The organism is Rhizobacter koreensis (genome assembly GCF_013366375.1).
GTDB classification, from domain to species: domain Bacteria; phylum Pseudomonadota; class Gammaproteobacteria; order Burkholderiales; family Burkholderiaceae_C; genus Schlegelella_A; species Schlegelella_A koreensis.
This window is the reverse complement of sequence record NZ_JABWMJ010000006.1, coordinates 195,423-221,654: the sequence shown is the minus strand read 5'-3', so window position 1 is coordinate 221,654 and position 26,232 is coordinate 195,423. Positions and strand designations below refer to the sequence as shown.

At 71.7% G+C, this 26,232-nt stretch carries 27 protein-coding genes; 10 read left to right on the top strand and 17 right to left on the bottom strand.

All coding sequences use genetic code 11. From position 1 onward, the window contains the following. Positions 1–29: 29 nt before the first annotated feature. The 4 genes from HQN59_RS26825 to cutA form a co-directional block, all read right to left on the bottom strand. Positions 30–2,072, bottom strand: coding sequence for an AsmA family protein (locus HQN59_RS26825; protein ID WP_176069783.1), 2,043 nt, complete (start codon positions 2,070–2,072; stop codon positions 30–32). A 21-nt stretch (positions 2,073–2,093) separates the two neighbouring features. Beyond that, positions 2,094–2,528, bottom strand: coding sequence for a hypothetical protein (locus tag HQN59_RS14305; RefSeq protein WP_176069782.1), 435 nt, complete (start codon positions 2,526–2,528; stop codon positions 2,094–2,096). 254 nt (positions 2,529–2,782) lie between these two features. Then, positions 2,783–3,277 carry a DUF6496 domain-containing protein gene (locus HQN59_RS25810; RefSeq protein ID WP_217704133.1) on the bottom strand — a complete coding sequence of 165 codons (495 nt, stop codon included), beginning with the start codon at positions 3,275–3,277 and terminating at the stop codon, positions 2,783–2,785. Between the two features lie 77 nt (positions 3,278–3,354). After that, positions 3,355–3,675 (bottom strand): divalent-cation tolerance protein CutA, encoded by a 321-nt coding sequence (gene cutA / locus HQN59_RS14295; RefSeq protein WP_176069781.1) that lies wholly within the window; start codon positions 3,673–3,675, stop codon positions 3,355–3,357. Positions 3,676–3,741: 66 nt separating this feature from the next. On the opposite strand from cutA, the gene HQN59_RS14290 reads away from it, so the two are divergent. After that, positions 3,742–4,122, top strand: a complete 381-nt coding sequence (locus HQN59_RS14290; RefSeq protein ID WP_176069780.1) for a hypothetical protein — start codon at positions 3,742–3,744, stop codon at positions 4,120–4,122. On the opposite strand, the gene asd is transcribed toward HQN59_RS14290, so the two are convergent. Together asd and HQN59_RS14280 are read right to left on the bottom strand one after the other, a co-directional pair. Then, positions 4,115–4,993: an archaetidylserine decarboxylase gene (gene asd, locus HQN59_RS14285; protein ID WP_176069779.1), complete on the bottom strand. Its 879-nt coding sequence runs from the start codon at positions 4,991–4,993 to the stop codon at positions 4,115–4,117. The genes HQN59_RS14290 and asd overlap by 8 nt on opposite strands. Before the next feature lie 205 nt (positions 4,994–5,198). Beyond that, complete coding sequence (locus HQN59_RS14280; RefSeq protein ID WP_176069778.1) at positions 5,199–6,032, bottom strand: urease accessory protein UreD; 834 nt, start codon at positions 6,030–6,032, stop codon at positions 5,199–5,201. 221 nt (positions 6,033–6,253) lie between these two features. On the opposite strand from HQN59_RS14280, the gene HQN59_RS14275 reads away from it, so the two are divergent. Then, entirely contained in the window at positions 6,254–7,480 is a 1,227-nt protein-coding gene (locus tag HQN59_RS14275) for an FAD-dependent oxidoreductase (protein WP_176069777.1), read from the top strand. A 43-nt stretch (positions 7,481–7,523) separates the two neighbouring features. On the opposite strand, the gene HQN59_RS14270 is transcribed toward HQN59_RS14275, so the two are convergent. After that, complete coding sequence (locus HQN59_RS14270) at positions 7,524–8,687, bottom strand: acyl-CoA dehydrogenase family protein (protein ID WP_176069776.1); 1,164 nt, start codon at positions 8,685–8,687, stop codon at positions 7,524–7,526. 56 nt (positions 8,688–8,743) lie between these two features. Between HQN59_RS14270 and HQN59_RS14265 the strand changes: the two genes are divergently transcribed. Then, complete coding sequence (locus HQN59_RS14265; protein ID WP_176069775.1) at positions 8,744–9,643, top strand: LysR family transcriptional regulator; 900 nt, start codon at positions 8,744–8,746, stop codon at positions 9,641–9,643. An 18-nt stretch (positions 9,644–9,661) separates the two neighbouring features. On the opposite strand, the gene HQN59_RS14260 is transcribed toward HQN59_RS14265, so the two are convergent. Further along, complete coding sequence (locus HQN59_RS14260; RefSeq protein ID WP_176069774.1) at positions 9,662–10,633, bottom strand: Bug family tripartite tricarboxylate transporter substrate binding protein; 972 nt, start codon at positions 10,631–10,633, stop codon at positions 9,662–9,664. A gap of 203 nt (positions 10,634–10,836) precedes the next feature. Between HQN59_RS14260 and HQN59_RS14255 the strand changes: the two genes are divergently transcribed. Together HQN59_RS14255 and HQN59_RS14250 are read left to right on the top strand one after the other, a co-directional pair. Continuing rightward, a complete protein-coding gene (locus tag HQN59_RS14255; protein ID WP_176069773.1) occupies positions 10,837–12,396 on the top strand; it encodes an AMP-binding protein in 1,560 nt (519 codons plus the stop codon). Positions 12,397–12,576: 180 nt separating this feature from the next. Then, positions 12,577–13,188: a hypothetical protein gene (locus HQN59_RS14250; RefSeq protein WP_176069772.1), complete on the top strand. Its 612-nt coding sequence runs from the start codon at positions 12,577–12,579 to the stop codon at positions 13,186–13,188. 100 nt (positions 13,189–13,288) lie between these two features. On the opposite strand, the gene HQN59_RS14245 is transcribed toward HQN59_RS14250, so the two are convergent. The 8 genes from HQN59_RS14245 to puuE all read right to left on the bottom strand — a co-directional run bounded on the left by HQN59_RS14245 (position 13,289) and on the right by puuE (position 21,965). Beyond that, positions 13,289–13,819: a nucleoside deaminase gene (locus HQN59_RS14245; protein ID WP_217704132.1), complete on the bottom strand. Its 531-nt coding sequence runs from the start codon at positions 13,817–13,819 to the stop codon at positions 13,289–13,291. Further along, complete coding sequence (locus tag HQN59_RS14240) at positions 13,819–14,586, bottom strand: ABC transporter permease (RefSeq protein WP_176069771.1); 768 nt, start codon at positions 14,584–14,586, stop codon at positions 13,819–13,821. The genes HQN59_RS14245 and HQN59_RS14240 overlap by 1 nt, the downstream gene beginning before the upstream one ends. Then, positions 14,583–15,503, bottom strand: a complete 921-nt coding sequence (locus HQN59_RS14235; RefSeq protein WP_176069770.1) for an ABC transporter ATP-binding protein — start codon at positions 15,501–15,503, stop codon at positions 14,583–14,585. Before HQN59_RS14235 ends, HQN59_RS14240 begins: the two co-directional genes overlap by 4 nt. Positions 15,504–15,683: 180 nt before the next feature. After that, positions 15,684–16,733: an ABC transporter substrate-binding protein gene (locus HQN59_RS14230; RefSeq protein ID WP_176069769.1), complete on the bottom strand. Its 1,050-nt coding sequence runs from the start codon at positions 16,731–16,733 to the stop codon at positions 15,684–15,686. A gap of 151 nt (positions 16,734–16,884) precedes the next feature. Next, complete coding sequence (locus HQN59_RS14225; protein ID WP_176069768.1) at positions 16,885–18,117, bottom strand: M20/M25/M40 family metallo-hydrolase; 1,233 nt, start codon at positions 18,115–18,117, stop codon at positions 16,885–16,887. Beyond that, positions 18,114–19,919 carry a 2-oxo-4-hydroxy-4-carboxy-5-ureidoimidazoline decarboxylase gene (gene uraD / locus HQN59_RS14220; protein ID WP_176069767.1) on the bottom strand — a complete coding sequence of 602 codons (1,806 nt, stop codon included), beginning with the start codon at positions 19,917–19,919 and terminating at the stop codon, positions 18,114–18,116. Before uraD ends, HQN59_RS14225 begins: the two co-directional genes overlap by 4 nt. Positions 19,920–19,947: 28 nt before the next feature. Then, entirely contained in the window at positions 19,948–20,958 is a 1,011-nt protein-coding gene (locus HQN59_RS14215; protein WP_176069766.1) for a Bug family tripartite tricarboxylate transporter substrate binding protein, read from the bottom strand. Between the two features lie 56 nt (positions 20,959–21,014). Then, on the bottom strand, positions 21,015–21,965 hold the full coding sequence (gene puuE, locus HQN59_RS14210) for an allantoinase PuuE (protein WP_425342727.1): 951 nt from the start codon (positions 21,963–21,965) through the stop codon (positions 21,015–21,017). A gap of 109 nt (positions 21,966–22,074) precedes the next feature. Between puuE and uraH the strand changes: the two genes are divergently transcribed. Continuing rightward, positions 22,075–22,425 (top strand): hydroxyisourate hydrolase, encoded by a 351-nt coding sequence (uraH, locus tag HQN59_RS14205; protein ID WP_176069765.1) that lies wholly within the window; start codon positions 22,075–22,077, stop codon positions 22,423–22,425. Positions 22,426–22,460: 35 nt separating this feature from the next. Further along, on the top strand, positions 22,461–23,702 hold the full coding sequence (locus tag HQN59_RS14200) for a urate hydroxylase PuuD (RefSeq protein ID WP_176069764.1): 1,242 nt from the start codon (positions 22,461–22,463) through the stop codon (positions 23,700–23,702). A 60-nt stretch (positions 23,703–23,762) separates the two neighbouring features. On the opposite strand, the gene HQN59_RS14195 is transcribed toward HQN59_RS14200, so the two are convergent. After that, positions 23,763–24,059, bottom strand: a complete 297-nt coding sequence (locus tag HQN59_RS14195; RefSeq protein WP_176069763.1) for a TFIIB-type zinc ribbon-containing protein — start codon at positions 24,057–24,059, stop codon at positions 23,763–23,765. 190 nt (positions 24,060–24,249) lie between these two features. On the opposite strand from HQN59_RS14195, the gene minC reads away from it, so the two are divergent. The 3 genes from minC to minE all read left to right on the top strand — a co-directional run bounded on the left by minC (position 24,250) and on the right by minE (position 26,198). Beyond that, positions 24,250–25,050 (top strand): septum site-determining protein MinC, encoded by an 801-nt coding sequence (gene minC, locus HQN59_RS14190; RefSeq protein WP_176069762.1) that lies wholly within the window; start codon positions 24,250–24,252, stop codon positions 25,048–25,050. 68 nt (positions 25,051–25,118) lie between these two features. Further along, positions 25,119–25,934 (top strand): septum site-determining protein MinD, encoded by an 816-nt coding sequence (minD, locus tag HQN59_RS14185; RefSeq protein ID WP_176069761.1) that lies wholly within the window; start codon positions 25,119–25,121, stop codon positions 25,932–25,934. 3 nt (positions 25,935–25,937) lie between these two features. Continuing rightward, the gene (gene minE / locus HQN59_RS14180; RefSeq protein ID WP_176069760.1) at positions 25,938–26,198 is read left to right on the top strand and encodes a cell division topological specificity factor MinE; all 261 of its coding nucleotides are present in this window, start codon (positions 25,938–25,940) and stop codon (positions 26,196–26,198) included. Positions 26,199–26,232 lie beyond the last annotated feature (34 nt).

Here is a 26,232-nt window from a genome sequence, read left to right as displayed (position 1 = left end):
CGCGGCGGCGCGTCGGGCGCCGGGCGGTTCTACCCCGCTGCGCGGCACGCGGCCGGCGCCGGCAGCGCGACGCGATCGACCAGCCGACGCGCCGGCGTCTGCCACGGGCCTTCGATGCGGATCGAGCGGTCAAGCGCGAGCCACGACGCGCCCTTCGCTTCGGGCGTCAGCAGCACGTCGAGGCGGCGCCGGCGCAGGTCGATGCTGCCGCGCCCGACGACATGCTCGCCCTCGGTGTCGAGCACCCAGCCGCGCGAGCGCGCGATGCCGTTCTCGACGTCGAGCCCGGCGCGCGCGCAGCGGATCGGCGCCCGCCCGCCGGTCAGCATGGCGCCGAGCACGCGCGGGCCGTGCAGCGCGAGCTTGGCGTCGAGCGATGCCGGAAGGCTTCCGCCGGTCACCTGCAGGTCGACGCTGCCGGCGACGCTTGCCAGCCAGTCGTCCTGGGCACGGCCACGTGCCGCGAGCCGCGCGCTGCCGTTCAGCACCGCCTCGACACGCCGCTCGACATCGGTCTGACCGAGCAACTGCTCGAGGCGCACGCCGCGCCAGTCGAGCGTCGTGCGCCAGCCTCGCGAGTCGGCGTTGAAGTCGACCGACGCGCTGCCGGTGGCCCGCCCGCCGGCGACCGCGAACTCGAGCGGGCGCGCCTCGAGCACGCGGTCGGCGAGCGTCGCCTGCACGCGCACGCCGGTGAGCGGCGCGCGGCTCGCGGGCAGCTTCAGCGTCGCCGCTTGCCACCGGACCGTGGCACCGAACGGGCGCACGCCGCGTTCGGCCGACGCGGCGCCGGCGGGCGCTGCGGCCGTGGCCGCGGCTGGCGCGCTCGCCGCGGCCGAAGCCGCCGTCTCGCTCAGGGGCCGTGGCGCCGACGCACCCGGACCCGGCCGCGGCGCGGCCGCTTGGTCGCGTGGCCGGGCTCGCGGCGCGGCCGCTTCCTCGCGTGCGCCGGCCTGCGTCGTCTCCGCTGCGCCACGGCCGCTGCGCGGGCCGAAGTCGGCCAGCGCGACCGAGCGGCTCGTCAGCTCGGCGGTCAGGTCGGTGCGCTCGGCACCGGTGTTCAGCGCGACCGTGCCGCGAGCGTCGCTCGTGCCGACGCGGATCTCGACGTCACCGAGCTCGAGCCGCGCGGCATCGCGCCGCAGCGTCGCGCGTGCCTCGTAGGGCCGCGACGCCGGCACGGCAGCGCGCAGCCACGGCCCGAGGCCCGCAAGCGAGTCGCCGCGCAGCTCGGTGCGGGCCTCGATCAGCGGCTGGCGCAGGATGTCGGCCACCTGCCCATCGACGTCGAGCCGGCTGCCGTTCGAGAGCAGATGGCCGCGCAGCGGGAACGTGCGCGCGGTGTCGCGCAGCGTCAGCACCGCCGCGGTCGCCGCCGAGCCGCTGAAGGCGCTGCCGCGCCAGCGCCCGTCGAAGTCGACCTGCGTGACCCGCGCCGAGCCGGCGGGCACCCCGTCGAGCGCGCTCGCGCGCAGGTCGATGGCGAGATCGACGCCGTCGTGCAGCGCATGGAGGGTGGTGCGGTGCGGCTCGATCGCGAGCACGCGTACGTGCCCCGGCCCGCGGTCGTCGGGGTGCGTGAGGCGCCAGTTGCGCAGGCCGTCGACCCGGCGCTCGAGGCTGACGTCGGCGTCGATCAGCACCAGGTGGGTGAGCGTGATGAGGTCGCGCCCGAACAGGCCGCCCCACTCGACGGTGAAGCGCACCTCGCGTGCCTGGATGAGCGGGCGCGCGCTCGCCCACGGCGCATTGGCGACGAACACGTCGCTGAGCCGCACGGTGGGGCCCACGCGCGAGGCGAGTCCGACGTCGAGGCGGCCGATCCGCACGCTGCGCCCGGAGCGGCTCGCCAGGTGGTGCTCGAGCACCGGGCGCAGCCAGTTCCAGTCGAAGACGAGCCCGACGGTCAGGGCGAGCAGGGCGACGGCGGCAACGATGCCGCCGACGATGCGACGCGTGCGCCGCCGCGTCGGCTCGCTCGGGCGCCGCCCCTGCGGCTCGCCCGCGGGGGCGGCCTCAGGCGGACCCGCCCCTGCGCCGGCCGCGCGGTCGTCCGGCGCCGGCGGCGGCACGGTCGGCGTCAGACGTGTCCTTCACCGCGCGCGCGGCGTGGCGGCGGCGCGGCCGCGGCGCTCGACGGTGGCGGGCCTGGCCGGCGTGTTGTCGAGGTACTCGGACTCGTCGAGCGATGCGCTCGGGTCCATCGGCGAGCGCCCGTCGCGCAGCAGCGGCGAGGTCTCGAGGATCTGCTCGGTACCGCGCGAGCGCCCGGAGCCGCGCCGGTCGAGGCGTGCGCTCGCGCTGCCGGCGCCGACCTCGGTGCACGCCGACTCGTCGGGGTCCATGACCAGGTGGTGGTTCGGAAAGCGCGGCCGCAGCGCCTGCGAGATCGGCAGCGACAGGTCGATCGGGTTGACCGTCGACTGGTAGACGAGGACGTTGCGCGGCGAATAGATCGAGAAGCAGCTCGCCGACGCGGCGAGCGGAAGCGCGAGCAAGGCGAACGAGACAACGTGGGCCGGACGCATTCGAGAGCTCCTTGTCGAGAGGCGCCGTCGTCGCGGCGCGCCGCCGATTCTGCGCCGATGCCGCGGCGGCTGCGGCGACGCTCGACGAACGGACGGGTCGGCGCGGGAGCGCTGCCTCGCCGAATGTGCTCGCACGCGCGAGGGCGTGCCGAGCCGCCGCCGGCGTGTCGCCATCCGCCGGGTCGCGCCAGGGCCGCGCACCCGACGCCAATCGGGTCGGGCGCGCGCGGGTGGCGCACGCCCGACGCACACCGCTAGCTCGACGCCCGCTTGCTCGCGGCCTTCTTGGCCACAGGCCGGCTCGCGGTCTTCGTTGCGGCCTTCTTTGTCGCCGCCTTCTTGGCCGGCGCCTTCTTGGCCGCAGCCGTGCTGCCCGTCTTCTTCGCGGGCGCCTTCTTGGCGGCGGTCTTGCCGGCTGCCTTCTTGGCCGAAGCCTTCTTCGCTGGCGCCTTCTTGGCTGCCGTCTTCGACGCCGCCTTCTTGGCCGGTGCCTTCTTGGCCGGTGCCTTTTTCGCCGGCGTCTTGGCTGATGCCTTCTTCGCCGCGGTCTTCTTCGCTGCGCGCTTGGCACCCGCCTTCTTGGCCGGCGGCACCTTGCCGCCTTCGCGACGTGCTTCGGACAGACCAATCGCGATCGCCTGTTTCGGGTTCGTCACCTTCTGGCCCGAGCCGCTCTTCAAGGTGCCTTGCTTGAGCTCGTGCATGGTCTCTTCGACCTTCTCCGATGCCTTCTTTCCGTATCGCGCCATTCGACCTCCTCGGGTTGGTTCAAGTCGGACACGATGATGCGGCAAGTCATGTGCCGCATGCGTCGCGGCGCTGCCGTTCAGCGGTGCGTCTCGTCGGAGACCCACGCCGCATAGGCGGGGTCGACGTGAACGAAGGCGAACGCGTGGATCGCGGGCAGGTCGTAGGGATGCAACCCGCGGATCGCCTGTTCGAGCGCGGCGTAGCGGTCGTCGGTGGTCTTGATCAGGACACGGTATTCGCGGTCGTCCTGCAGCTCGCCGTTCCAGCGATAGAAGCTCCGGATCTCGCTGATCTGAGCGCACGCGCCCAGCGCCTGCTCGACCACGGCGCGGGCGATGCGCTCGGCATCGGACGCGCTGCCCACGGTGGTGACGACGGCGATCGCTTCGGACGGCATGTGCGCGCGAGTGTGCCTCAGCGCCCGCTCGGCGAGAATCGCGACGCAACCTTGCGAGGACCTTCCGTGAGCATCGATCCCGTCTCCACCCTTGCCCGCGGCGCGAGTGCCGCGCTGGTGTTCGGCCTTGCCGCCTGCGGCTCGATCCGCAGCAACGAGGACGCACAGGCGGTCGTCACGCGCGAACTGGTCGGCATGCCGATCGGCGAATTCATCGAGCGCTACGGTGCGCCGGCCGCCCGCAGCGAAGCGCCCGACGGCTCGCTCAGCTTCAACTGGGAGTCGCGAGTGGGCAGTGCGCCGGCCGGGCCGATGAACCTCGACGACCGGGTGTGCAAGCTCTTCATCACCGGCAACCGCGCCGGCCGCATCGTCACCGCGAAGATCCGCAACGACACCGTCGGCCGCACCAGCGCCTCGCGCTGCGGCGAGATGTTCGTCAGGTAGCCGTCGCGGCCGCGGCACGCGGCGGCGCCCCGTGGCTGGCCATCGGCTCGCCGAACTTGACGCGATGACCCGCGGTCCACGCCGGGTTGAACACCAGATCGCCGGCGGGGAACAGCATGACGATGGTCGAGCCGAGCAGGAAGCGGCCCATCTCCTCGCCCTGCTTCAGCAGCACCGGCTGCTTGTCGTAGTTCCACTCGGCGATGCGGCGCGGGCGCGGCGCGTTGACGATGCCATGCCACACCGTCGCCATGCTGCCGACGATCGTCGCACCGACCAGCGCCAGCACGAACTTGCCGGCGTCGGACTCGAACACGCAGACCACGCGCTCGTTGCGCGCGAACAGGTTGGGCACGCCGCGCGCGGTGGTCGGGTTCACCGAGAACAGCGCGCCGGGCACGTAGATCATGCGCAGCAGGCGGGCATCGCACGGCATGTGGATGCGGTGGTAGTCCTTCGGGCTGAGATAGATCGTCGCGAAGTGCCCATGGTCGAACTCGTCGGCGAGCGCCTCGTCGCCGCCGACCAGCGCGGCGGTCGAGTAGCGGTGGCCCTTGGCCTGCAGGATCTGGTCGTGCTCGATCACGCCGAACTGGCTGATCGCGCCGTCGACCGGACAGATCAGGTCGGCCTGGGCAAGCGGGCGGGCGCCGACCTTAAGCGCGCGCGTGAAGAAATCGTTGAAGGTCGCGTAGCCGTGCAGCTGCGACTCGGCGGCCTCGGCCATGTCGACGCCGTACTTGCCGACGAACCAGCGGATCAGGCGCTGCGTGGTCTTGCCGCGCGGCGCCGACGCGATGCGACCCGCGAAGTTCGTGAGGCGGCGCTTGGGCAGCGCGTACTGGTGCAGGACGGAGAGCTTGCGACGCATCGTGAGGGGCGCGGGATGGCGCGTGGATCGGGCGCGGCACCGACGGCAGCTGCCGCGGGCGCCGACCGCGGCAGGCGGGCCGCGGGCGTCGATCCTACCGTCGCCGGCCAAGGGCCGCCCAGCGTGGCAAAGGGGCGCCGCGGCTGACGTCCGGCGTCGCGCCGGGCGGCGAGCGCCGGCCGCATCGAACGCGCGCCGCGCGTGGTCAGGTGCGCCAGATCCGCGGCGCCTCGCCCTCGAGGCCCCACGCCACGTCGCGCCACGCCCGCCAGACGTCGACGAGCAGTCCCATCGCCGGCTCGACGCGCGCAGCGAGGGCGCGCAGCACGACCACCCCGGGCTGCGGCGCGGTCGCGCCGCTGGTGGGTGCCAACGAGCTGGCATTCGCGAGGTCGCGCGCCGCGTCGACGAGCCGCGTGCGGCGTTCGCTCGCGAGCGCCGAGCCCGCCGCGAACCAGAGCGTCGCCAGCACGCGCCGGCCGGCCCAGCCGAGCGGCGAGTCGAGCAGGCGCCGGTCGGCCGCATCCACCGTGCCCTGGTCGAGCCAGCGCCCCGGCAGCTCGATGCGCTGGGTGAAGCGACCGCGCGCAAACGGCTGGTCGGCGGCCGGCAGGCCGAGCGCGAGCACGTCCCAGCCGATCATCTCGGCGCCTGCATCGAGGTCGAAGCGCATGCGGTTGGTCGCCAGGCACCCGCTGTGCGCGATGGTCTCGAGCGGCAGCCATTCGAGGCGTGCGGCGCCGGCCACGCGCGCGTTCAGCGCCTGCAGCGCGGGGGCCCCGGCGCTGCGGTAGAAGCGGGTCGCGCCGGGCGTGGTGACGAGCGCCTGCGCGCCGCTCGCCAAGTCGAGGTCGATCTCGAGCACGTCGCCGCCGACCACGCCGCCCGGCGGATGCACCAGCACGCTGTGGCAGCGCGCGTCGCCTTCCGGGTAGAGGCTCTTGAGCACGCGCAAGGGGCCGCTGTGGGTGGCGTGAAGCACGCTGCGGCCCGTGTCGCTCACGCGGTAGTTCAATTGCAGATGACCGCGCCAGCCCATGTCGCCTTTCGTGAGTCGCGGCGAGTGTAGGGGCCAGAATCGGCGGCGCCGGCAGCCTTCGACCGATGGGCATCGACGTGCGCTGGTCGATGGCTTGCGCGGCGGCGCCGGCGGATGCCTGCTGATGCGGGCGCACGTCGCGCCCGCGTCGCCGCATGGCCGCCATGCCCAGCGTGCGCCCTGCTTCAGGCTGCCCTCGTGACGCGCCCCAGGAGACTGCGATGACGCCTCGCCAGACCTCGTCCGATTGCCTGATCGTCGGCGGCGGCCCCGCCGGCATGATGCTCGGCTACCTGATGGCCCGCGCCGGCGTGCAGACGATCGTGCTCGAGAAGCACGCCGACTTCCTGCGCGATTTCCGCGGTGACACGGTGCACCCGTCGACGCTGCGCATCGTCGACGAGCTCGGGCTGCTCGAACGCTTCCTCCAGCTGCCGCACCAGCGGCTCGAACACCTCACCGGCCTCTTCGGCGACCGCCGCATCGAGCTCGCCGACTTCCGCGGCCTGCCGCCGCGCTACGCCTTCATCGCGCTGATGCCGCAGTGGGACTTTCTCGACTTCCTCGCCTCCAGCGGTCGCAACCTGCCGGCCCTCGAGGTTCGCATGCGCGCGCAAGCCGAAAGCACGCTCGAGGATGCGCACGGCCGTGTCGTCGGCGCGCGCGGTCGCGACGCCGACGGCGAGTTCGAGGTGCGGGCGCGGCTCACGGTCGGCTGCGATGGCCGCCGCTCGACCCTGCGCGACGCGGCCGGGTTGCCGCTCGAGAACCTCGGCGCGCCGATCGACGTGCTGTGGTTCCGAGTGCCGCGCGACCCGGCCGAGGTCGACGACACGCTGGCCCGCGTCACGCGCGGCCGCTTCGTCGTCACCATCGACCGCGGCGACTACTGGCAGTGCGCCTACGTGATCCCGAAAGGCGGCGCCGACGACCTGCGGCGCGAGCCGATCGAAACCTTCCGCGCGCGCGTCGCCGAGGCCGCGCCGATCCTGGCGGGGCAGGTCGCCGCGATCGGCTCGTGGGACGACGTCAAGCTGCTCTCGGTGAGCGTCGACCGCCTGACGCGGTGGTCCAAGCCGGGCCTGCTCTGCATCGGCGACGCGGCGCACGCGATGTCGCCGATCGGCGGCGTCGGCATCAACCTCGCGATCCAGGACGCGGTCGCCACCGCCAACGCGCTCGCGGTCAAGCTGCGCGCCGGCACGCTCGCCGACGACGACCTCGACGCGGTCCGCGCGCGTCGCCTGTGGCCCACGCGCGTGACGCAGGCGGTGCAGGTGCAGATGCAGCGCAACGTGCTCGCTCCGGTGATCAGCGGCGCCAACGCCGAGCTCGCGGTACCGCTGCCGATGCGCCTGCTCACGCGCCTGCCGCCGCTGCAGCGCGTGCTCGCGCGCGTGCTCGGCATGGGCGTGCGGCCCGAGCACGTGCGCTCGCCGGTGGCCTGACCGACCTTCGGCGCCAGCGACGGCGCCCACCCGCCGCGGCGCTTCAGCCGAGGATCCCCTTGGCGATCGTGTTGCGCTGGATCTCGCTGGTGCCGGTGACGATCCGCCACATGCGCAGGCGGCGGAAGATGAACTCGACCGGGTGGTTGCGCGTGACGCCGACGTTGCCGTGGATCTGCACCGCTTTGTCGGCAATCTCGAAGCAGCGCTCGGAGACGAACACCTTGCACATCGACGCTTCGGTGCGGATGTCGGTGCCGCGCGCGGCGAGCTCGGCGGTCGCGAGCACCATCTTCTCGCACGCGTAGAGCGCGGTCGCCATGTCGGCGAGCATGTGCTGGATGGCCTGGAAGCGGCTGATCGGCCCGCCGAACTGCTGGCGGTGGTGCGCGTACTCGATCGACAGGCGCAGCGCCTGGCGCGCCAGGCCGATCATCGTCGGGCAGTGCAGCAGGCGGTTCACGCTGATGCGGTCCATCGCGATGCGAAAGCCGTCGCCTTCCTCGCCGATCAGGTTGGCGACCGGCACCCGCACGTCGTCGAACACGATGTCGGCGTCGACGTACTGCCCGGTCATCGGCACGCAGTCGAAGTCGAGGCTGACGCCGGGGCTGTCGAAGTCGATCAGCAGCGCCGAGATGCCCTTGGGCCCCGCGTCGGGATCGGTCACCACCATCGTGATCGCGCAGTCGGCGAAGGTCGATGCCGAGATGAAGTGCTTGCGGCCGCTCACCACGTAGTGGTCGCCGTCGCGCACCGCGCGCGTCTTGATGCTCGCCGCGTCCGACCCCGACTGCGGCTCGGTCATGGCGAAGCAGATGCCTTTCTCGCCGCGCACCACCGGGTCGACGTAGCGCCGCTTCTGGTCGGCGGTCGTGTACTTCACGAGCGAGCCGATGCGCGACGGCCCGCCCCAGTCGCCGAGCACGTGCGGGAACAGGATGGCGCCTGACGCGGCGACGTCGTCCTTCAGCAGGCACAGGTCGGCGAGGCCGATGCCCTGCCCGCCGAGCTCGCGCGGCAGGTGGATGCCGTAGAAGCCGAGCTCGCGGCAGCGCTGCCAGATCGAGCGCACCAGCTCCTTCGGGAAGCGGTCCTCGTAGCCGAGGCCGCGCTCGCGCTCGAAGGGGATCAGTTCGTTCTTGAGATACTGGTCGAGGCGGGCGCGCACTGCGGCGATCGGTTCGGGGGATGGCGATGTCGGCATGGGGATGCTCCGGTTCGAGGCTTCGCGGCTGCGGCCGCGAAGCCCGTTGATCGACGATGCGGCTCGACGACTTGCGTTACTTCGTCGCGGTGGCCGAGGAGGCTCACGTCGGGCGCGCCGCGCAGCGCCTCGGCGTCTCGCAGCCGGCGCTCACCAAGGGCGTGCAGCGGCTGGAGGCGAGCCTCGGCCTCGTGCTCTTCGAGCGCAGCGCGCGCGGCATGACGCTCACCTCGGTCGGCCAGGTGTTCTTCGACCGCGCGCGGCACCTCTGCCTCGGCCTCGACGAAGCGGTGCAGGAAGCGAGCGACCTGCACCTGGGTGCCATCGGCACGATCCGCATCGGGGTCTCGCCGCTGTTCGCCGACTCGCTCGTCGCCGAGACCTTCGCGCAGCTGCTGCGGCAGCGCCCGGGCGCCAAGGCGCGCCTCGCGATCAGCCTCAACGACACGCTGCTGGCGTCGCTGCGCCTGGGTGACCTCGACCTCTCGATCAATGCGCTCGACGACGCCCCGCCCGACGGGCTGGCGCAGGAGGCGCTGTTCGACGACGAGCTCTGCATCGCGCTGCGCGAGGGCCATCCGCTGCTCGCGCGGCCCCAGCTGCGAATGAGCGACCTTGCCGAGGCGCGCTGGGCGCTGCCCGGCGTCGACGTGCTGGCGCGGCGCCGCATCGAGGCGCGCCTCGCGGAAGAGGGCGCGCCGCCGCCGAACGTGGTGCTGCAGCTCGACTCGTCGGTCACCCTGGTACCGGCGGCGGTGCGCCAGAGCGACCTGCTGACGGTGATGAGCCGGTTCTCGTTGCGCTCGCCGGTCGGCCGCGGCCTCACGGAGCTGCCGCTCGCCCGCGCGGTGTGGCCGCGCCGCATCGGCATCGTCACCCGCAAGGGCGCGTACCTGTCGCCGCTGGCGAACCGCTTCATCGAGCTGCTGCGCGAACGCACGCGATCCGTCGTGTGACGCCGGGACGCGGGCGCGTCACGACCCCTGCAGGTTGAGCTTGCGGATGATCGGCTCGTAGCGCTGCGCGTCGCGCGCCGCGTAGGCGCGCATCTCGGCGGGCGTGCCGGGCGTCGCGATGAACGACTGCTCGTCGAACAGCTTGTGCAGCTCGGGCGTGCGCAGCGCCTTGGCGACCGATTCGTTGAGGCGCGAGACGATCGGCGCCGGCGTGCCCTTGGGCACCGCGAACCCGGCCCAGCTGCCGGCGTCGAGGTCGGGAACGCCGAGCTCGGCGAGCGCCGGCACCTTCGGCAGCGCCGGCGAGCGCGCCTTGCTGGTCACCGCGAGCGCGACCACCTTGCCGGTGCGGATGAACTCGAGGGCCGGGCCGACCGCGATGATGCCGAGATCGATCTGGCCTCCGATCAGGTCGGTCATCACCGGCGCGCCGCCCTTGTACGGGATGTGCACGATGTCGAGTCCGAACTGGTCCTTGACGATCTCGAATGTGAGGTGCATCGACGTGCCGACGCCGGGCGAGCCGTACGACAGCCCGCCTTGCCGGGCGCGCTGCTGGAGCTGCGCGAGGCTCGTGATGCCGGACTTTGTCGAGGCCATGATCACGTGCGGCGCCAGGCTGATGCGCGAGATCGGCACGAAGTCCTCGAGCGGGTCGTAGTCGAGCTTCTTGTAGAGGCTCTTGGCGACCGCGTAGTTGCCGCCGTACATGAGGACGGTCTGACCATCCGGCTTCGCGCGGGCGACCCGCGAGGCCGCGATGTTGCCGCCGGCCCCGCCGACGTTCTCGATGATGACCGGCTGGCCGAGGTCGGCCGCCATGGGCTTGCCGACCTGGCGCGCGATCGAGTCGAACTGGCCGCCGGCCGCGAACGGCACGACGATCGTGACCGGCCCGTTCGGGTAGGCCGCGGCGCGCGCGACCCGCGGCAGCGCCGCCGTTGCGAGCAGGGCGCCGAGCAGGCGGCGGCGGTTCAGCGCGTGGCTCATGGGGTCTCCTTCGGTCTGACCTCTGACGGGACGCCAGTGTCGGCGCCGCACACCACGCCGGCGATAGCGCAGCGTGCCAACCCGATAACGCGGCGGAATCGGCGCCGATAACGCTGCGGCATCGTGCGCCGCGACTGCCTTATCGGAGCGGCGCGAGGGCGCTCCTACGATCCTGGCCACTCCAACCGACCGGACGCCGTGCCATGAACATCGGACGCTTCATCACCCGCAACGCCAGGTACTACGCCGACCACCCGGCGGTCATCTTCGAGGACCGCGTGACGACGTTCCGCGAACTCGAGGCGCGCGCCAACCGCCTCGCCAACGCCCTGCGCGGGCTCGGCCTCGCCAAGGGCGACCGCGTCGCGTTCCAGATGTCGAACCGGCCGGCGATCGTCGAGATCGAGATCGCGCTCTACAAGGCAGGCCTCGTCAAGATGCCGCTCAACGCGCGCCTTGCGCCCGCCGAGGTGGTCGACGTCATCGCCAACGGCGAGCCGCGCGTGTTCCTGGTCGGCGACTCGCACACCGACTCGGTGCAGGAGATCGTCGGTCAGCTCGGCGGCGTCGAGCACTTCGTGTCGATCGGCGGTCCGGGCGTCGGGGGCTGGGCGAGCTACGAGGACCTGCTCGCGCGCGCCTCGGAAGCCGTCTGCGACGTCGAGATGGAGGCGCACGACCTCGCGGTGCTGCACTACACGTCGGGCTCGACCGGCAAGCTGAAGGCGGCGATGCAGACCGTCGGCAACCGCATGTCGCACCTGCGCAAGGTCGGCATGCACCGCATGCGCGTCGGCCCCGGCGACGTGCTCGCCCTGTCGGGCCCGCTCACCCACGCGAGCGGCATGTTCCTGCAGCCGTTCCTCTACCAGGGCGGCGCGATCCTGATCCAGGACCGCTTCGACCCCGACCTGCTGCTCGGTGCGGTCGAGCGCTGGCGCGCCAGCTACACCTTCATGGTGCCGACCATGCTGAACCGGCTGGCGACGCACCCGGGGCTGCAGCGCTACGACCGCAGCAGCCTCAAGCAGATCGCCTACGGCGGCGCGCCGATGGCGCCCGCGCGCATCGCCGAGGCGTGGGATGCGCTCGGCCCGGTGCTGTCGCAGGGCTACGGCGGCGGCGAGACCACCGGCGGGCTGATCCTCTTCTCGACGGCCGACCACGCGCGCGCGCTCGCCGAGGTGCCCGACCGCCTCGCGTCGTGCGGGCGACCGATCGGAGAGTCGCAGGTGATCGTCGCCAACGAGGCCGGCGAGCCGGTCTCCGGCGCCGATGTCGGCGAGATCATGATCAAGGGCCCCGACGTGTTCGCCGGCTACTGGAAGGAGCCCGAGCTCACCGCGCAGGCGTTCGCGCCCAACGGCTGGCTCAAGACCGGCGACCTCGCGCGCGTCGACGACGAAGGCTTCGTCTACATCGTCGACCGCAGCAAGGACATGATCATTTCGGGCGGCTTCAACATCTACCCGACCGAGGTCGAGCAGGCGCTCTACAGCCACCCTGCGGTCTACGAGGCGGTGGTCGTGGGCGTTCCCGACGAGACCTGGGGCGAGTCGGTCAAGGCAGTGGTGGTGCTGCGCGACGGCCACCGGACGACCGAAGCCGACGTCATCGCCCACTGCCGCCAGCGCCTCGCCGACTTCAAGAAGCCGCGCTCGGTCGACTTCGTCGCCGACCTGCCGCGCAACGCCAACGGCAAGCTCGCCCGCAAGCTGGTGCGCGAGCCGTTCTGGGCGGGGCAGGCGCGGCGGGTGGGGTGAGGCGGTACTGGCGAGCGGTGTCGAGCCACGCGGGTACGCGTGGCACGCCGGCGACCAGGGCTTGAGTACGCGGACGGCTTCGTGACAATCCGCACACGCTGAACTCCTGGCCATCGGGTGGCACCTGCCTCCGATGGAACAGTCCCCGAGAACCACGACGGGAGAGTTCGCGTGGGTGTGATGGATCGGGACTGGTATCACGAACGCGACGGCTGGCGGCGTCCGCGGCGCCGCCGCGCGAGCGTGCCGGAATGGATCAGGAACCTGTTCGCCGCGCTCGGGGTGCTCGCATTGGTGGGCTGGACCCTCAGCACGCAACTGGGGCGGGAGAAGCCGGCGCCTGCCGAGCGCGCGCGCCTGCAGATCGCTCCGGAGCCCGAACGTGCCGCGGCGCCCACGGCCGAGCCGGTAACCGCGCCCGAGCCGCGCGTCCTCACGCGGGAGACCTCGACGGTCTACCGCTGCATCGTCGATGGCCGCGTCGTCTATTCGGGGCCGAACGACTGCCGCGGCAGCATGCCGCAGCCGGTGCGGATCGAGCTGCCACCGGTGCCGGCCGAGCAGCCCGCAGGACTGACCGAGTATCAGCGCGACATGCTGCGCAGCGCCGACGCGCGCATCGCCGCGAGCGACGCGCGTTCGCCGAGAGCATGGCGGCGCGGTCGGCAGCGACCTCTTCAAGTGGCGAGTGCGCCGCGCTGGACGCCACCATTCGTGCGCTCGACGCCGAGGCTCGGGGCGCGCTTTCCGGCTATCGGCAGGACCAGATTCGCGCCGAGCGCCAGCAGCTGATGTCGAGGCGATTCGCGCTGCGCTGCTGATCAGCCACAGCGCGCCCATCGTAAGTTCGGCTGGACGTGCGAGTCCGGGCGCGCGCCCGAGCCATGGCGCCTCAGCGCGCCCGCCAGTACCGCCGATGCAGCGCGACGATCGGCGCTTCCATCGCCGCGACCGGGCCGATCACGCGCACGTCCTTCTGGCCGCGCGCGAAGACGTGGCGGCACGGCAGGTCGAGGGTCGGGTTCTCGGGGTTGGCGCCGGTTTCGGCAAGCAGCGCGCGTTCGCTGATGCCGTAGACGACGCGGCCGATGTTCGCCCAGTACTGGGTGCCGGCGCACATCGCGCACGGCTCGACGGTGGTGACCAGCGTGCACGGCCAGAGCTGGCTCGGCGCGTACTGGCGCGCCGCCTCGCGGGCGAGCACCGCTTCGGCGTGGTTGACGCTGTCGACGTTGCCCTGCTCCAGCAGCACCGTCATGTGGTCGGGTGCGATCAGCAGCGCGCCGAACGGGTGGTGGCCGGCGTCCATCGCGCGGCGCGCCTGCGCTTGCGCGAGCTCGAGCATCGCGAGCACCTGGCTCGTGGTCGGCTCGGTGCGCGGTTCGGGTTGCGGGTTCTCGACGTTCGGCAGGCTCGTGCTCATCAGGTGGCGCCCGCGCCGCGGTGCGCCCATGCGGTGGTTCGGCGCTCGATGATCGCAAAGAGCTCGTACATCGCCATCGCCATGGCGCCGATCACGACCAATCCGGCGAACGCGAGACCCATCTGCATCGACGAACCCGCGGAGATCAGCAGGTAGCCGATGCCCTCGTTCGCGGCGGTCATCTCCGAGACCGTGGTGCCGACGAACGCCAGCGTGATCGCCACTTTCAGCGACCCGTAGAAGTACGGCATCGAGCGCGGCAGGCCGATCTTCATCAGCACGTCCCAGCGCCTGGCACCGAGCACGCGCAGCACGTCCTCGAGCTCGGGCTCGATGGTCGCGAGGCCGGTCGCGATGTTGACGGTGATCGGGAAGAACGAGATCAGGAAGGCGGTGAGCACCGCCGGGCCGATGCCGATGCCGAACCACACGACGAGGATCGGCACGAAGGCCGCCTTCGGGATGGCGTTGAAGCCGGTCATCAGCGGGTAGACCGCCGCGTAGGCCAGGCGCGAGCTGCCGATCAGGAAGCCGAGCAGGGTGCCGACGACGATCGAGATGCCGAAGCCGACCATCGTCACCCAGAACGTGCGCCACGCGTGGGCGCCGATCACGCCGCGGAATTCCCACAGCTGGGTGGCGATGCGCGACGGGCTCGGGAAGATGAACTCCGATACGCCGAACGCGCGGCAGCCGAGCTCCCACAGCAGCAGCACCGCCACGAGCAGCAGCCACGGCGCCCAGCGTTGACGTTGCTTCGGGCTCATCGGGCGCCTCCCGGGCCGCGCAGCACGGCCGGCGGCGCGGCGGCCGCGCCGAGATCGATCGCGTCGCCGCGCAGCTGGGCGGCTTCGGCCGCGGCTGCATCGTCGCTGTCTGCAGGACCGAGCTTCTGCCGGATCGCGCCGATGTGCTCGCGCAGCTCGAGGACGACGTCGCCGAAGGCCGGCGTATAGGTGAGCTCGAGGTTGCGCGGGTGCGCGAACTCGACGCGGCGCTGCGCGACGATGCGGCCGGGGCTGCGGCTCATCACGTACACCGTGTCGGCGAGGAACACCGCCTCGCGCAGGTCGTGCGTGACGAGGATGACGTTGAAGCGCTGCACCGACCAGAGGTCGCGCAGGATGCACCACAGCTCCTCGCGCGTGAACGCGTCGAGCGCGCCGAACGGCTCGTCGAGCAGCAGCATCTTGGGCTCATGGATCAGCGCGCGGCAGATCGATGCGCGCTGCTGCATGCCGCCGGAGAGCTGCCACGGAAACTTGTCCTCGTAGCCGCCGAGCCCGACGCTCTGCAGGAGCTTTCTCGCGCGCGCCTCGTATTGCGCGCGCTGCGAACGCAGCTGGGAGCGGTGCGGCTCGACGATCTCGAGCGGCAGCATCACGTTGTCGAGCGTGGTGCGCCACGGCAGCAGCGACGGCGCCTGGAACGCCATGCCGGTGATCTTGAGCGGGCCGGTCACCGGCTGCCCGGCGACGCGCACCCGACCCTTCGACGGCATGCGCAAGCCGGTGGCAAGTTTCATGAAGGTCGATTTGCCGCAGCCCGACGGGCCGACGATGGCGACGAACTCGCCCGGCGCCGCGGAGAGCGTGATGCCCTCGACCGCGAACTGGCCCGCCGCGCGCAGCTCGTCGCTGTAGGCGAGCCAGACGTCCTCGAAATCGACGAACGGAGCGCTCATGGCACGTGGGGCCGCGTTCGGCTTCGGATGACCGGGCTCATCGAGGGGTCTCCGGCGCCCGGCACGGCGCGCGTGACCCTGCCGTGTCGTCAAGCCATGCCGCACCCAAGGCCGTGATCGAGCGGGCATGCGCGCACGCGTTCACCGCCGCCGTGCCGCGGCCCCCGCCGTGCCGCGGGCTCACTTGCGCGCGACCTTGAAGACGTCGCGCTCGGCCGCGCTCGGCAGGAAGCCGTCGCGCCACACGTTGGCGACGTTCACGCGCTCCTTGGTGCCGAACGCGTCAGAGACCTGGCTCGCCATCAGGCTGAGGCGCGGTCCGTTGACGGCGCCGAAGCCGTCGGCGCGGGCGTCGGGCGTCAGCACCGACGCGTCGAGCGCGAGCTTGAGGCGGCGCAGCTCGAGCTGCTCGTTGATGATGCCGTCGCGCGCCTTCACGGTGGCGATGCCGGCCTGCGGGTCGGCGATGACGTCGCGCGCGCCCTTGGTGAACGCGCGCAGGAACGCCTTCACGGCCTCGGGGTTCTTCTTCAGGAAGTCTTCCGACACGATGATCGCGTTGCCGTAGAGCTTGACGCCGTATTCGGGGTACGGCAGCACGACGATCTCGCCGGTCTTGACGCCGCGCGCCTCGATGTTGAGCAGCGAGGTGAACGAGAAGCCGGTGATCGCGTCGACGTCGCCGCGCACCAGCATGGTCTCGCGCAGCGTCGGGTCCATCGCGGTCCAGGCCACGCTGCCGATGTTGTTGGCCTTCGCGAAGATCGGCCACGCCTTGCGGCCGGCGTCGAACACGGGGGCGCCGAGCTTCTTGCCGTTGAGGTCGGCCGGCTTGGCGATCCCCGACTTCTTGAGCGCGAGGACCGCCGCCGGCGTGTTGTTGTAGACCATCATCACCGCGACCGGCTTGTTCGGCGCGGTCGGGTTGTTGGCCTGGAACTCCATCAGCGCCGCCATGTCCGCGAAGCCCATGTCGTACGAGCCCGAGGCGACGCGTGTGACGGTGCCGCCCGAGCCGTTGCCGGCGTCGACGGTGACGTTGAGCTTCTCGGCCTTGAAGTAGCCCTTGGTGATCGGCATCAGGAAGAGGGCCGCCGGGCCTTCGAAGCGCCAGTCGAGCTGGAAACGGATCGGCGTCTCCTGTGCTGTCGCCGGCAGGCTGGCGGCGGCGAGCGCGAGCCCGCTCAGCGTGGCGACGAACAGACGGCGGGACGGTTGCTTGCGGGTCATCGAGGCTCCAGGGTGAGGTGCGGCGAAACGCCAATGCTCCAACGGAATGCAACTTCTGTGCACACCTTCCGGATGCGGGTTTGCGAGGACTGACGAGCGTGCGACGGGCTGATCGCGAGCGGCCGTGCGGCCGCGTGCCGTCGACGCTGCCTCAGCCGCGCCCGCCGAGCAGCTCGTACAAGGTGCGCGCGATCACCTTGGTCGCGCCGCGCAGGTCGTCGAGCACGAGGTGCTCGTCGGCGCGCTTCGCGTTCGACTCGAGCACGGTGCGCGGGCCGGCGCCATAGATCGCGGCCGGGATCCCGGCCTCCCCGTAGAGCCGCACGTCGGTGTAGAGCGGCGTTCCCGAGACCTCGATCGGCTCGCCGAACACCGCCGCCGCGTGGCGCTGCAGCGCGCTCACCAGCGCGCTGTTCCCTTCGAGCGGGACGAGCGCGCGCGCGAGCAGCAGGCGGCGGATCTCGACACGGATCTCGGGCTGGCCTGCGACCGCACCGGCGATCACCTCGCGGATCGATGCCTCGACGGCCGCCGGGTCCTCCTCGGGGATCATGCGGCGGTCGAGCCTGAGCACGACCTTGCCCGGCACGACGTTGGTGTTGGTGCCGCCGTCGATGCGGCCGACGTTCAGGTACGGGTGCGTGATGCCGGGCACCTGCGAGGTGATCGCGCGATACGCCTCGTTCCGGGCGTAGAGCGCCTGCAGCACCTGCACCGCCGCCTGCAGCGCGTCGACGCCGGTCGAAGGGTACGCGGCGTGCGAGGCGCGGCCATGCAGCGTCACCTCGAGCTGCAGGCACCCGTTGTGCGCGGTCACCACCTGGTGGCTGAACCCGGCCGCGATCAGCAGGTCGGGGCGGACGATGCCGTGGCGCAGCAGCCAGCCGGGACCGAGCTCGCCGCCGAACTCCTCGTCGTACGTGAAGTGCAGCTCGACGCCGCCGGCGAGCGGCTCGTGCAGCGACTCGAGCGCACGCAGCGCGAAGGTGTAGGTCGCGAAGTCGCTCTTGCTGACCGCCGCGGCACGCCCGTAGAGCTTGCCGTCGACCACCTCGCCGCCGTACGGGTCGCGCGTCCAGCCGTCGCCGGGCGGCACCACGTCGCCGTGCGCGTTGAGCGCGATCACCGGGCCGTCGCCGTAGCGCCGCCGCACGACGAGGTTGGTGATCGACTGCAGGCCCGCGGCCTCGACCTCGCGCGTGTCGACCGGATGCGCCTCGACGTCGAGGCCGAAGCCGCGCAGCAGCTCGGCGGTGCGCTCCGCGTGCGGCGCGTTGTCGCCGGGCGGCGTGTCGGTCGGGATGCGCACCAGCGCCTGCAGGAACGCGACCTCGTCGTCGAACGCCGCGTCGACCCACGCGTCGAGCCGGTCGCAGGCGTTCATGCGGCGTTCCCGCTCGCCGCGCGTTCGCGGGCGAGATCGTCGAGCAGGTTCATGAAGGCGTCGAAGGCGAGCTGCATGTCGTGGGCGGTCGACGATTCGAGCGGGTTGTGGCTGATGCCGGCGTTCTCGCCGCGCACGAACAGCATCGCCTGCGGCATCAGCGCGTGCAGCTTCATCGCGTCGTGGCCGGCGCCGCTCGGCATGCGGTGCACCGGAACGCCGAGCGCCCCGACCGCGCGTTCCCAGCGCGCCTGCCAGCCAGGGTCGGACGGCGCGGCGGCGGCGCGCATCGTCTCCTCGACGTGGGCGGTGACGCCGCGGCGGGCGGCGATCGCCTGCAGCTCGGCCAGCACGTCGGCCACGCAGGCGTCGCGCACCGGGTCGGTCGTCGCGCGGATGTCGAGCGTGAAGCGGCAGCGCCCGGGCACGACATTGGTCGAACCGTTCGGCACCTCGAGGATGCCCATGGTGCCGACGAGCGCCGGGTCGGCATTCGCCCGGCGCTCGAGGAAGAGCGCGAGCTCGGCGACCGCGACCGCGGCGTCGCGGCGCGCGTTCATCGGCGTCGTGCCGGCGTGGCTGGCCTGGCCGATCACCTCGCCGGCGAATCGCACGCTGCCGTTGATCGAAGTCACGACGCCGAGCGGCAGGTCGAGGTCGGCGAGCACGGGGCCCTGCTCGATGTGCACCTCGACGAAGCCGAGGTACTTCGACGCGTCGCGGCGCAGCGCGGCGATCGCCTCCCGCGTGCCCGGGAGGCCGGCCGCGCGCATCGCCTCGCGCATCGTCACGCCGTCGGCGTCGCGCTGATCGAGCCAGGCCGGATCGAAGTGGCCGGTGAGCGCGCCGGAGCCGAGAAAGGTCGCCGCGTAGCGCTGGCCTTCCTCCTCGGCGAAGCCGACGAGCTCGATCCCGAACGGGAGGCGCCGGCTGCTCCGCGCGAGGGCGCGCACCGCCTCGAGCGGCAGCAGGATGCCGAGCCGGCCGTCGTACTTGCCGCCGTTGCGGACGGTGTCGTAGTGCGAGCCGGTCAGCAGCCGCGGCGCGCCCGCGTCGCTGCCGTGGTAGACGCCGACCACGTTGCCGACGGCGTCGACGCTCACCTCGTCGAAGCCGGCCTCGCGCATCCAGCGCTCGAGCTGCGCGGCAACCTTGCGGTGCGCGTCGGTGAGATAGGTGACCGTGAGCTGGCCGGCTTCGGCAAAGCCGGGGTCGCTGTGCGCGGCGAGCTGCTCGGCGTCGTCCCAGATGCGGTTGCCGGCCTCGGGCGTCGCGCCGAACGCGTCCGCCAGGCGCAGCTCGGCGACCCGGTGCACGTTGCGCAGCGCCTCGCGGAACTCGAAGTCCGGATGGTTGGCGAGGCGCCGCTCGAAGGTCGCGATGATCCGCGCCTTCGGGAGGCCGTCGCCGCGCGGCCCGCGCACCGCGAGCATGAACGGGAAGCCGAACTTCGCGCGGTACGCGGCGTTCAGTTCGCGGATCTTCGTCAGCTCGTCGGGCGTGCACGCCGTCAGGCCCGCCTTGCCCTGTTCGTTGGCCGATTCCGTGGTCAGCGTGCCGGCCGCCATCGCCTTGCCGGCGAGCTCGGGGTGGGCGCGCACGAGCGCGAGCTGCTGCTCGGCGCCGGCGTCGCGCACCACCTCGACGAGCGCGCGCTTGAGCGCGGCGAGGCTCGCGAAGGGCCGGCGGGCGGCGGCGCGCTCGACGATCCACGGCGAGTGCTCGTAGGTGCCGCGAAGCAGCTGGGCGAAAGTGTCGGCCGACGCGGCGTTGAGTTGCGCGAGCGAGAGTTGATCGGCCATCGGGTGCGAAGCGGGCGTCGTCGAAACCTCAGAGTGTGACCCGGATCGTCTTCACCAGCGGCCCGAGGGTGCCGACCTGAGCCCGCACGAAGCGATCGAAGCCCGCGGGCGAGTCGGGCGTGATCGTCACGCCGAGCTCGAGCAGACGGCGCCGGATGTCGGGCTGCGCGAGCACCTCGTTGGTCGCGACGTTGAGGCGCGCGACGACGTCGGACGGCAGGCGCGGCGGTGCGGAGAGGCCGAAGAAGTTGTCGAGCACGAGGCTCGACTTGCCGAACTCGGCGACCGTCGGCACCTCGGGCGCGAGCGGCGAACGCTCGCGCGAGGTCACGACGAGCGGCCTGATCTGGCCGTTCCTGAAGAACGGCACGAACGCGGTGATCACGTCGATGCCGACCGGCACCACGCCCGAGATCAGGTCGGTCGTCATCGGGGCGCCGCCGCGGTACGGCACGTGGGTGAGCTTGATGCCGAGCGCGCGGCTCATCAGCTCGCCGTAGATGTGGCCGATCGACGCCGGGCCGCCCGAGCCGAACTGCAGCGAGCCGGCGCGCCGCGCGGCATTCTCGAGGTCGACGATGGTGTTGATGCCGGCCTGCGGGTTGGCCATCACGACGCACGGCGCGGAGCCGATCAGCGCAACGTGGGTGAAGTCGGCGACCGGATCGTAGGGCTGCTTGTCGAGCGCGAACGGGCCGATCGAGATGGGCGTCGAGTTCGAGAGCATCAGGGTGTAGCCGTCGGGCGGCGACTGCACCACGTTGGTGCCGCCGATCGAGCCGCCTGCACCAGGCTTGTTGTCGACGATCACCGACTGGCCGAGCTTCTTGCCGAGCTGCTCGCCGACGACGCGGGCCACGATGTCGCTCGCGCCGCCGGCAGCGAAGGTGACGACGATGCGGATCGGCTTCTCGGGATACGCGGCGAACGCCGGCAGCCCCCACGCGGCCGCCACGCCGGCGCCGAGGGAGCGCAACAGGCGCCGTCGCGCGGCGCCGCGCGTCGGAAGAACGTCGGGAGCAGCGGCTCGATCGGTCATGGCAGCGTCCTCGTGCAGCGTGGAAGAGGCTCGAACACGGGGCGCCGATGCAAGGCTCAGGCCATGCCGGTCGGCGCCGGATGCAGCTCGGACCAGTGGCGTGCGATGTCGATGCGGCGGCAGATCCACACGCCGTCATGGCGCTGAACGTGGTCGAGAAAGCGCTGCAGCGCGCGAAAGCGACCGGGCCGTCCGAGGATGCGCGCGTGCATGCCGATCGACAGCATCTTGGGGCGGTCGATGCCGGCCGGGTCGCCCTCGGCGTAGAGCACGTCGAATGCGTCGACGAGGTAGCGCAGGAATTCGTCGCCGCTGCCGAAGCCGGCCGGCGACGCGAACCGCATGTCGTTGCTGTCGAGCGTGTACGGGATCACCAGGCGCTGCAGCGTGCGACCGTCGCTGGCCGTCACCGGCATCCAGAACGGCAGGTCGTCGCCGTAGTAGTCGCTGTCGTAGAGATAGCCGCCGTGGTCGGCGACCAGGCGCTTGGTGTTGGGGCTGTCGCGTCCCGTGTACCAGCCGAGCGGCCACGCGCCGCCGGTGAGCTCGCGGATGATGCGGGTCGCGGTCGCGATGTGGACGCGCTCTTCGGCCTCCGGCATGTGCTGGTGGTGGATCCAGCGCCAGCCGTGGCAGGCGATCTCGTGGCCCGCGCTGATGATCGCGCGCGTCAGCTCGGGGGTGCGCTCGAGCGCCATCGCGACGCCGAACACCGTGAGCGGCAGGCTCCGCCGCGCGAACTCGTCCAGGATGCGCCAGGCGCCGGCGCGCGAGCCGTATTCGTAGATCGACTCCATCGAGAGGTGCCGCGCGGCATAGGCCTCGGCGCCGCTGATCTCGGAGAGGAACGTCTCGGAGCGTTCGTCGCCGTGCAGCACGCAGTTCTCGCCGCCTTCCTCGACGTTCAGCACGAACTGCAGCGCGATGCGTGCGCCCCCCGGCCAGCGCGCGTGCGGGGGCTTGCCGGCGTAGCCGGTCAGGTCGCGGGGGTAGTCGGAGGTCATCATCGGTGGCTCGGAACGTGCAGGGCGAAAAGCGCAGGCGTGCATGCGATGCGCGCTGTATACACTTTGTCGCGCCGTCCCGGCGCATGAAACCACCAACCCGCCAGCACGCATGGGCCGACTCACGACGCACGTTCTCGATACCGCGCACGGCTCGCCGGCCGCCGGCATGCAGGTGGCGCTCTTCCGCATCGACGCCGAACCCGCGCTGCTGCGCGAGTTCACGCTCGACGCCGACGGCCGCGCCGACGCGCCGCTGCTCGACGGCGCCACCTTCCGCACCGGCCGCTACCGGCTCGTGTTCGACGTGGCGGGCTACTTCCGCGCACGGGGTGTCGCACTGCCCGACCCGCCGTTCCTCGATCGGGTACCGCTCGAGTTCGGCATCGCCGAGGCCGGCGGGCATTACCACGTGCCGCTTCTCGTGAGCCCGTGGGCGTACTCGACCTACCGCGGCAGCTGATGGCTGCCGGCCACTTTCCCGCGGCGCGCTGACCGATGGACGCGTACGTCCTCGACTGGGCCAACCTGCTGCTGCGCTGGACCCACGTGATCGTCGCGATCGCGTGGATCGGCTCCTCGTTCTACTTCGTCTTTCTCGACTTCAGCCTGAAGCCGCCGACCGACCCGGCGCTCAGGGCGAAGGGCGTCGACGGCGAGCTCTGGGCGGTGCACGGCGGCGGCTTCTACAACCCGCAGAAGTACGTCGTCGCGCCGCCGGCGCTGCCGGAGCACCTGCACTGGTTCTACTGGGAGAGCTACTGGACTTGGATGTCCGGGTTCGCGCTGTTCGTGGTGCTCTACCTCGTCAACGCCGACACCTTCCTGGTCGACCGCAACGTGCACGACTGGTCGGGTTTCGCCGCAGCCGCGACCTCGCTGGTGTTCCTGGTCGGTTTCTGGGTCGCCTACGACGCGATCTGCCGCGTGTTCGGGCCGCGCCGCCACGGCGACCTGATCGTCGGTGCGCTGGTGTTCGCGGTCGTCGTGCTCGCGGCATGGCTGGCCTGCCGCCTGTTCGCCGGCCGTGCCGCGTTCCTGCTGACCGGCGCCATGCTCGCGACCGCGATGACCGCCAACGTCGGGCACTGGATCATTCCCGGCCAGCGCAAGGTCGTCGCGCAGCTGCGCGCCGGCCAGCCGGTCGACCCGGTGCACGGCCAGCGCGCCAAGCAGCGCAGCGTCCACAACACCTACTTCACGCTGCCGGTGCTGGTGGCGATGCTGTCGAACCACTACGGCTGGCTCTACCAGGCGCGCCACAATTGGCTGGTGCTGGTCGCGCTGATGCTCGCCGGCGCGCTGATCCGCCATGCGTTCGTCGCGCGCCACAAGGCCAAGGTGGCGGGGCGCCGGGTGCCGTGGGAGTACGCGGGGGTGGGCGTCGCGATCATCGTCGCGGTGGGGCTCGCGATCGCGCCCCGCGAGTCGGCAGAGCCGGCAGCGCCGGCAGCGGGCGCCAGCGGCGCCGCCGCAGCGGTCGCACCAGCGCCTGGACTGGTCACGCTGGCCCAGGTGCAGCCGGTGATCGAGCAGCGCTGCGTGATCTGCCACAACGCGACGCTGCACCAGAAGAACGTCGAGCTGCACACGCCCGAGCGGATCCAGGCGAACGCCCAGCTGGTCTACCAGCAGGCCGTGGTGCTCAAGACCATGCCGCTCAACAACGCGACGCAGATGACGGACGCCGAGCGCGCGCTCGTCAAGCGCTGGTACGAAGGTTCGATGCGCACGCGCTGAGCGCGCCCGTTCGCTGGTCGCCGACGTCATCGGCCGGCCGCGCCGCGGTCTGACCGGCGCTCAGTCGAAATCGAACAGGTCGCCGAGGAAGCCATCGCGCTTCCTCTTCTTGTAGTAACCGCCCTGCGGGTGCTGGCCGGGCTGCGTCGGGTATGGCTGCGGCTGTCGGTACGGGTCGGACGCCGCGCTCGCCGCGCTCGCGACGCCCGGCGCGGCGAGCGCGGCGGACTTGTCGATGATCTTGTCGAGCTCCCCGCGGTCGAGCCAGACGCCGCGGCAGTTCGGGCAGTAATCGATCTCGATGCCTTGGCGTTCCGACATCACGAGCGTCACGTTCTGGCAGACGGGGCATTGCATCGCGTTCTCCTGGCATCGGCCGGGCGGCCGGTGCCGGGTTATATCGGCAGCGCAGCGTCTCGGTGCCGATGCCACGGGGCTCCAGCGTCGCCGGCAGGGCCTTGAAGCGCGCCGGCCGCAGCCCAACGGTGCGGTCGGGACCACCGCGCGCCGCCGCTAAACTCAGCGCTTTGCGCGCCGCGCCGCCTCGATGTCCGCCGTCTCCAGCCAATCCCGCAACAGCGTCTTCGAGCTCAGGAACGCGACGCTCACGCTGATCGCGCTGGTCCTCAAGACCACCGATCTCGGCCGGCTCGCCGCCGCGATCGAGGAGCGCTTCGGAGCGACGCCGGGGCTGTTCGACCACGATCCGGTGGTGATCGACCTCTCGCAGGTGCAGGGCGAGGCCGGCCCGATCGACTTCACCGCACTGGTCGAGCTGCTGCGCCGGCGCCGCCTGCTCGCGGTCGGCGTCGAGCGCGGCAATCCCGAGCAGATGAGCGCGGCCCTCGATGCGGGCCTCGGCGACTCGTCGACCTTCGCGGCACCGAACGGCAGCGTCACGGCGACGCCCGAGAGCGCGCCGGCTGCCGCGGCGGCTGCGCCGATCGAGGCACCTCCTGTCGCCGCGCCGGCCGCGCCGATCGCCGCGCCGGCCGCGCCGATCGCCGCGCCGGCGACCACGCTCGTGATCGACGGCCCGCTGCGCTCGGGCCAGCAGGTCTACGCGCGCGGCGGCGACCTCGTGGTGATGGGCGCGGTGAACTTCGGCGCCGAGGTAATCGCCGACGGCCACATCCACGTGTACGCGCCGCTGCGCGGCCGGGCGATCGCCGGGGCGCGCGGCAACAGCGCGGCCCGCATCTTCAGCACCTGCATGGAGCCGCAGCTGGTGTCGATCGCCGGCACCTACCGCACGCTCGAAGCGGCGCTGCCGGACGACGTGTTCGGCAAGCCGGCGCAGGTGCGCCTCGACGGCAACGCGATCCGCGTCGAGCGGCTCGCGAGTTGAACCCGCGCCCGGCGTCGCCCGCAGCACGCGCGGCCGCGCTCCCTTCAGCAAACCAGGACAGCAAGCGAATGACGAAGATCGTGGTGGTGACTTCCGGCAAGGGCGGCGTCGGCAAGACGACGACCAGCGCCAGCTTCTCGGCCGGCCTCGCGCTGGCCGGCCACAAGACCGCGGTGATCGACTTCGACGTGGGTCTGCGCAACCTCGACCTCATCATGGGTTGCGAGCGCCGCGTGGTCTACGACCTGATCAACGTGATCCAGGGCGAAGCCAACCTGAACCAGGCGCTGATCCGTGACAAGCAGTGCGACAACCTCTACGTGCTGGCCGCCTCGCAGACCCGCGACAAGGACGCGCTCACGCAGGACGGCGTCGAGCGCGTGCTCAAGGAGCTCACCGACATGGGCTTCGAGTACATCGTGTGCGACTCGCCCGCGGGCATCGAGACCGGCGCGCTGATGGCGATGCACTTCGCCGACGAGGCGCTGATCGTCACCAATCCCGAGGTCTCGTCGGTGCGCGACTCCGACCGCATCCTCGGCATGCTGAGCTCCAAGACCAAGCGCGCGATCGAGGGCTCGAGCCCGGTCAGGGAGCACCTGCTCATCACGCGCTACAACCCGAACCGCGTCGCCGGCGGGCAGATGCTCTCGCTCGACGACATCCAGGAGATCCTGCGCACCCCGCTGATCGGCGTGATCCCCGAGTCGGACAAGGTGCTCGACGCGTCGAACCAGGGCATTCCGGCGGTGCACCTCAAGGACACCGACGTCGCCGAGGCGTACAAGGACGTGGTCGCGCGCTTCCTTGGCGAGCAGCGCCCGATGCGCTTCGTCGACGCCGAAAAGCCGGGCTTCCTCAAGCGCCTGTTCGGCGGGAGGTAGGCGATGTCGATCCTTTCCTTCCTGCTCGGCGAGAAGAAGAAGACCGCCACGCTCGCCAAGGAGCGCCTGCAGATCATCCTCGCGCACGAGCGCAGCGGCCGCCCCGGCGCATCGGACTACCTGCCGCAGCTGCAGCGCGAACTCGTCGCGGTGATCTCGAAGTACGTCTCGATCCGGCCCGAGGACATCCGCGTCAACGTCGACCGGCAGGACAACTTCGAGGTCCTCGAAGTCAAGATCGAGCTGCCCGACGCGGCGCGCTGAGCGCGCGCGTTCGCGAGACCCCAGGCGGGCCGCG

What these genes read in the sequence shown, in the direction of transcription:
- HQN59_RS14305 (WP_176069782.1), bottom strand. Translation starts at nt 2,528, where the DNA reads ATGCGTCCGGCCCACGTTGTCTCGTTCGCCTTGCTCGCGCTTCCGCTC.
- HQN59_RS25810 (WP_217704133.1), bottom strand. Translation starts at nt 3,277, where the DNA reads ATGGCGCGATACGGAAAGAAGGCATCGGAGAAGGTCGAAGAGACCATG.
- cutA (WP_176069781.1), bottom strand. Translation starts at nt 3,675, where the DNA reads ATGCCGTCCGAAGCGATCGCCGTCGTCACCACCGTGGGCAGCGCGTCC.
- asd (WP_176069779.1), bottom strand. Translation starts at nt 4,993, where the DNA reads ATGCGTCGCAAGCTCTCCGTCCTGCACCAGTACGCGCTGCCCAAGCGC.
- HQN59_RS14280 (WP_176069778.1), bottom strand. Translation starts at nt 6,032, where the DNA reads ATGGGCTGGCGCGGTCATCTGCAATTGAACTACCGCGTGAGCGACACG.
- HQN59_RS14275 (WP_176069777.1), top strand. Translation starts at nt 6,254, where the DNA reads ATGACGCCTCGCCAGACCTCGTCCGATTGCCTGATCGTCGGCGGCGGC.
- HQN59_RS14270 (WP_176069776.1), bottom strand. Translation starts at nt 8,687, where the DNA reads ATGCCGACATCGCCATCCCCCGAACCGATCGCCGCAGTGCGCGCCCGC.
- HQN59_RS14265 (WP_176069775.1), top strand. Translation starts at nt 8,744, where the DNA reads ATGCGGCTCGACGACTTGCGTTACTTCGTCGCGGTGGCCGAGGAGGCT.
- HQN59_RS14260 (WP_176069774.1), bottom strand. Translation starts at nt 10,633, where the DNA reads ATGAGCCACGCGCTGAACCGCCGCCGCCTGCTCGGCGCCCTGCTCGCA.
- HQN59_RS14255 (WP_176069773.1), top strand. Translation starts at nt 10,837, where the DNA reads ATGAACATCGGACGCTTCATCACCCGCAACGCCAGGTACTACGCCGAC.
- HQN59_RS14250 (WP_176069772.1), top strand. Translation starts at nt 12,577, where the DNA reads ATGGATCGGGACTGGTATCACGAACGCGACGGCTGGCGGCGTCCGCGG.
- HQN59_RS14245 (WP_217704132.1), bottom strand. Translation starts at nt 13,819, where the DNA reads ATGAGCACGAGCCTGCCGAACGTCGAGAACCCGCAACCCGAACCGCGC.
- HQN59_RS14240 (WP_176069771.1), bottom strand. Translation starts at nt 14,586, where the DNA reads ATGAGCCCGAAGCAACGTCAACGCTGGGCGCCGTGGCTGCTGCTCGTG.
- HQN59_RS14235 (WP_176069770.1), bottom strand. Translation starts at nt 15,503, where the DNA reads ATGAGCGCTCCGTTCGTCGATTTCGAGGACGTCTGGCTCGCCTACAGC.
- HQN59_RS14230 (WP_176069769.1), bottom strand. Translation starts at nt 16,733, where the DNA reads ATGACCCGCAAGCAACCGTCCCGCCGTCTGTTCGTCGCCACGCTGAGC.
- HQN59_RS14225 (WP_176069768.1), bottom strand. Translation starts at nt 18,117, where the DNA reads ATGAACGCCTGCGACCGGCTCGACGCGTGGGTCGACGCGGCGTTCGAC.
- uraD (WP_176069767.1), bottom strand. Translation starts at nt 19,919, where the DNA reads ATGGCCGATCAACTCTCGCTCGCGCAACTCAACGCCGCGTCGGCCGAC.
- HQN59_RS14215 (WP_176069766.1), bottom strand. Translation starts at nt 20,958, where the DNA reads ATGACCGATCGAGCCGCTGCTCCCGACGTTCTTCCGACGCGCGGCGCC.
- puuE (WP_425342727.1), bottom strand. Translation starts at nt 21,965, where the DNA reads ATGATGACCTCCGACTACCCCCGCGACCTGACCGGCTACGCCGGCAAG.
- uraH (WP_176069765.1), top strand. Translation starts at nt 22,075, where the DNA reads ATGGGCCGACTCACGACGCACGTTCTCGATACCGCGCACGGCTCGCCG.
- HQN59_RS14200 (WP_176069764.1), top strand. Translation starts at nt 22,461, where the DNA reads ATGGACGCGTACGTCCTCGACTGGGCCAACCTGCTGCTGCGCTGGACC.
- HQN59_RS14195 (WP_176069763.1), bottom strand. Translation starts at nt 24,059, where the DNA reads ATGCAATGCCCCGTCTGCCAGAACGTGACGCTCGTGATGTCGGAACGC.
- minC (WP_176069762.1), top strand. Translation starts at nt 24,250, where the DNA reads ATGTCCGCCGTCTCCAGCCAATCCCGCAACAGCGTCTTCGAGCTCAGG.
- minD (WP_176069761.1), top strand. Translation starts at nt 25,119, where the DNA reads ATGACGAAGATCGTGGTGGTGACTTCCGGCAAGGGCGGCGTCGGCAAG.
- minE (WP_176069760.1), top strand. Translation starts at nt 25,938, where the DNA reads ATGTCGATCCTTTCCTTCCTGCTCGGCGAGAAGAAGAAGACCGCCACG.